The following is a 4,642-nucleotide window of genomic DNA, read 5'->3' as shown; positions in this document are numbered from 1 at the left end:
GTTAACGCTTCATCCGTCCGTCTCCTTGATGTGACGGACTCTACCAAATTCTGGAGGAAGTTCAGGGGCTCAGGTCAGCAGCAACGGCTTTAAACCCGACCACTGCTCATCATTCAGTCAAACCGGCTCTACGCCATCTTGAATTGATAATCGAATATATTTCAAGTGCTCCGGTGAGTTTGGCCCTAGTCTCCCGAAAGGGAAGCGTGCGCCGGAGCCACTAAGCGCATGCCATTATCCACGCAAAGAACGGGCTTTCCGCTGATCGCTGCAATCTGCGTAGCTTGCTTCCTATGTCCCTCCACGAAGAGTTCAAGGTTACTATTTTTATAAAACGTCCCTTTTAACTTGGCACAGACGTCTGCATGCTCCTTAGCATCTGTTTCCGGATCGAACATTACTAGCCGGTCATAGGTGATGCCCAATTGCCCTAGCCAAAGAACCGTTACCTCTCGATATCTCTCAGGCAGCATGGACAAAATCGCGCCCACGTGCTGGGTGGGTACGTGGCGAGGCTTCGCCGATCTGAGAAATTCGAGGTATTTATCTTCCTCTCCAAAATGAACGTCTTCGACGGCCTCGCAAATGACGCCCTCCATGCTTACGCAGGACCGTTGAATTGTCGGATTGTGCAAGGCATTCCATTCAAAAATACGAGGCAGAGCAACTATCTCAAGAGCTAGGTCTACTTGGTGGCGACTGGCGCTAGTAGCATAGATTGCACAATAAATTGCCTCTAAGTCCGGATAGTGAAGGGAAATAGCTTCCTTTGCCTGCCCTATAGACTTTCCGGTTCGCACGCTGTCATCGACCACCAAAACTTTCGAAACCGAGCTGGCATTTATCTGCAGGCCTCTCCATCTCCGAGTATTGCCGCTTTGAAGCAGTCGCCCGTCACAGAACCCCTGCAAATCAGCAAGTGGAAGATTCATGTGAGTGGCAATGAGGGATGCGGCCATTAGTCCGCTGCGGGGAATACCCACTACAAGATCGATATCTCGCGGCATCACGCTCATGCTGTTTAGGATAGTACGTGAGAGATCCCCCATTGAGCGAAATTGCATACTTCCCTCATTGATCAAGTCGTCGGTATAATGACGACAGTGAGTCGCCCCGCGGTTGTACGCCGATGCGACGTGGTAGTCGAGTGGATTGCGCACTCCATAGATGGAATTAACGAAACCCTTGCAGGTCTGCGCTGGGCACCAATGCTCCTGAAAACGTGGTGGGCTAGGAGGTCTTCCGGTGACTGAAATTCAAAAGCGAATAATGTTCTTGTCACTCGAAGGGACTGGCCTCGGTCACCTTTCAAGATGCTCTAAGGTCGCACTAGCACTTTCGAAGGACCACAACTGTCTGATAGTGACAGGGCTAAGAGAAGCGGGCTGGTTACTAGACCAGTCCTTGGATTTCGTAAAGTTGCCTAGCCTCGACTGGCTCGTCTCTCATAGGGCGGCGCGGTTAGGCTGTCGACCATATTTTGATCGAGGCGATGAACATGTCGCCCAGTTCCGCGGCCATATTGCCTCGACCGTAGCGTCGGCTTTTGATCCTGATATTCTTATTCTAGATCACACAATAACTGGACGAGAAGGGGAATTTTACCAACTAATCGCGCATACCCGCGCAAAAATCCTACTCCTGCTAAGGCCGGTTCTCGGCAATGCGGCATCTTCCGTCCCGGCGCTTTTGTCTTTTGGGGGAACCAACTTAATTGGCAAGATCCATAGCGTGCTGGTAACCGGGGACCCTCGAACCTCAACGATCGAAACCGAATTAGCGGGTGTTTTTAGTAGAAACAAAATATTTCATATCGGGTATATACTAGATCATCCGAGGCTAACTCATGCAAGCATCCGGTCTTCGAAGCTGCGCGTGATTTGCAGCGCCGGCAGTGGCCTAGACAGCGAAGATCTCTACAACGCAATGAGCATGGCAGCGGCATCACTATCGTCGGAAATCGAGGTTGAAATTGTAGGCGGGCCCCACGGCCAACCGCCGTCGGCGAAATCGGCAAATATCAGCTTCACGAAAGAGTATCATAGACTAGCTGCGCGTTTTATGGATTCAGATCTGGTGGTGTGTCATGGTGGTTACAACACTCTCGCTGAGGCGATGTCGGCGCGACGGCCAGTGATTGTATATTTGGAAAGTCATGCGGATGTTACTGTCTCCGATGAAAGGAGAATACATTGCGAAAAGCTCGCGAGCTTTTACCCTATCACGGTCGTGAGTAATGCTGCGGCCCTAGAGTTAGCCATTAGAACCGCATTAAAAGACGCTACGATCGGCGAATTTCGAAGCCTGTTGAACGTGGATGGCCTCCTCAATATCGCCGAATATTTTAGAAACCTCGAAATTCATCGTCCGGTTAATGAAGAACGCGTCGGTTCGACATGACCAGATATCCGCTGCAGTTTTGCTCATTCGCCGATAGTCAAAACACCGCCCTCACGACAGAGGCTAGGTGGAGTGCTCCCCATTTCACCGGACAGGTCGGCTAGTTTGATTTAGCCCTTACGAACTGCCGAGGGGAAGCCATCTTGAGCGTGGAATGGGGATGGATTTCGTTTTACAACACGACGACAGAACACCCACGGGACCGAGGTTCGCGAGCTTTTGTATCCGTGGCATCCCTGGTCCGGGCGGCTCGTTCACGTCCATGACGCGCTTTCCAAAGGGACGCATATTTTCCGCTGCAGTCTTTCTGGTGCTTCCTCTGATCGACTTCTTGAAGTCCCGTCTTGGATGTTCGACCGATCTGTGAGTGGAACCTGGCGCAGCCTGTCGGGTCCGCACGTCGATCTCGCAAGCCTGCATATTTTGGCAAGATTGTTGAAGGACGCTGATGCCTCATCGCAATCTTCGGTAATGGGCGCAGCATTGGTCTCTCACGAAACGAGTCGGAGAGATGTCCATGCCCCACCAGCCCATGACATACCAGTTCGATTTGTTCTCGGCCCCGCAGCGGGGAAAGACGGCAGGGATGCCGCAATGGCCGGAGTTGCCGGAGGAAACCCGCCAGGCACTGACGGTTCTCATCGTGCGACTGTTCGTCGATCATGCAAGGTGCGAGCCGGTCTCCCAACAGAAGGAGACCGGCCATGATGCATGAGAAGATCGGGCCGCATCATCTGGAGCGGAAGGCCATCCTGTATGTTCGGCAGTCATCAGCTCATCAGGTTCTGCACAATCGAGAAAGCAGCGCCCTCCAGTACGCCATGCGTGACCGGCTGGCAGCGCTTGGATGGTCACAAATAGACACGGTGGATGACGGCCTTGGTCGCTCGGCCGCCGGCGGCGTGACCCGCGCTGGATTTGACCGGATGGTGGCGGAAGTCTGCCTTGGCAAGGTTGGCGCCGTGGCCGCGCGTGAGGTATCGCGCTTCGCCCGCAACAGCCGGGACTGGCAGCAACTTATCGAGATGTGCCGCGTTGTCGATACCATCCTGATCGACCAGGAAGCGGTTGATGCGCCCCGCCAGAGCAACGACCGTCTGCTTTTGGGTTTGAAGGGCAGCCTCAACGAGTATGAGCTCGATCTCTTGCGTCAGCGTTCCCTTTCCGCCCGCTATGAGAAGGCTCGCCGCGGTGAACTCATCGTCAGCGTCCCGGCCGGCTTCGTGAAGGCGGGTGGTAATCCTCCCCATTTTAACGCGGTTCAGCGGTAGAATTCAGGCGGCCATTTTCAGTTTCTGAGCGGGTGTGATGCCGCCAATGCCCATGTTGGGCCGTTCGTGGTTATACGTCCAAAGCCATTCCGTGGCGATCTCTTGCACCTCCGTTATGCTGTCAAAAATATAAAGATCGAGCCATTCATGCCGAACAGTTCGGTTGTAGCGCTCGACATAGGCGTTCTGCTGAGGCTTGCCGGGCTGGATGTAGTTCAATGCGATCCCTTGCTTCTCTGCCCATTCGACCAGCTTCGAACTGACGTATTCGGGCCCGTTATCGACCCTGATCGCCAGCGGCTTGCCCCGCCATTCGATGATCTGGTTGAGGCTGCGCACGACCCGCTCGGCAGGCAGTGAGAAGTCAACCTCGATCCCCAGTCCCTCTCGGTTGAAGTCGTCCAACACGTTCAGAAGCCTGAACTGGCGACCGTCCGCCAGGCGATCCGCCATGAAGTCCATCGACCAGACCACGTTCGGCGCATCGGGCACCGCCAACTCCTCTGGCTTCTCGCGCTTCAGCCGCCGCCGGGGCTTGATCCTCAGGTTCAGCTCAAGCTCCCGGTAGATGTGGTAGACGCGTTTGTCGTCTAATTGCTCAAGGTATTTTCCAGGTCTTCTTTGTCGCTGTTAAGCCAAGGCGTTGTCGTCTTCGAGGTCAGCTGTTCATTGCTGCCTCACAATGGCGCCATGCTTTAAAGTCTCTCGATGTGATCCACGCTGTCAGCGCTTGTCATGATGCGTGCAGCAGAGCGAGTCTCGAGATGACTTTGGCCAGACCTGGAACGTGCCTGGCATTCTTTGTTTATGCTTCCCAGGTTATCCGGCGAAACTGCGGTTCTCGAACATGGTGTTGGTCTTCCACATAGTGAGAAGCGTCACTGCCAGCTTGCGTGCTAGGCGGTGTGGACGGATTGCTGCATTTAGCTGAAACGGGGTTCCCCCACTGAGTGTTGTCTGATTCATGGGAT

At 54.0% G+C, this 4,642-nt stretch carries 4 protein-coding genes and 1 pseudogene; 3 read left to right on the top strand and 2 right to left on the bottom strand.

The window, feature by feature from the left end:
- Positions 1-185 precede the first annotated feature (185 nt).
- Positions 186-1,064 carry a phosphoribosyltransferase family protein gene (locus tag MUU53_RS22950; protein WP_247262913.1) on the bottom strand — a complete coding sequence of 293 codons (879 nt, stop codon included), beginning with the start codon at positions 1,062-1,064 and terminating at the stop codon, positions 186-188.
- A 181-nt stretch (positions 1,065-1,245) separates the two neighbouring features.
- Between MUU53_RS22950 and MUU53_RS22945 the strand changes: the two genes are divergently transcribed.
- From MUU53_RS22945 to MUU53_RS22935, 3 genes are all read left to right on the top strand, one after another.
- Positions 1,246-2,400: a hypothetical protein gene (locus MUU53_RS22945; protein ID WP_247262912.1), complete on the top strand. Its 1,155-nt coding sequence runs from the start codon at positions 1,246-1,248 to the stop codon at positions 2,398-2,400.
- A gap of 517 nt (positions 2,401-2,917) precedes the next feature.
- Entirely contained in the window at positions 2,918-3,115 is a 198-nt protein-coding gene (locus MUU53_RS22940) for a hypothetical protein (protein WP_034498060.1), read from the top strand.
- Positions 3,105-3,671, top strand: coding sequence for a recombinase family protein (locus MUU53_RS22935; protein ID WP_247262911.1), 567 nt, complete (start codon positions 3,105-3,107; stop codon positions 3,669-3,671). Before MUU53_RS22940 ends, MUU53_RS22935 begins: the two co-directional genes overlap by 11 nt.
- 3 nt (positions 3,672-3,674) lie before the next feature.
- Here the strand turns inward: MUU53_RS22935 and MUU53_RS22930 are convergent.
- Positions 3,675-4,256, bottom strand: a pseudogene (locus MUU53_RS22930) (IS3 family transposase); the annotation flags it as partial.
- Between the last annotated feature and the right edge of the window lie 386 nt (positions 4,257-4,642).

This window comes from Affinirhizobium lemnae (assembly GCF_022968395.1).
Taxonomy (GTDB): Bacteria; Pseudomonadota; Alphaproteobacteria; order Rhizobiales; family Rhizobiaceae; genus Neorhizobium; species Neorhizobium lemnae.
Note: the sequence above shows the minus strand (reverse complement) of the source record. Positions and strands in the feature narration are given on the sequence as shown.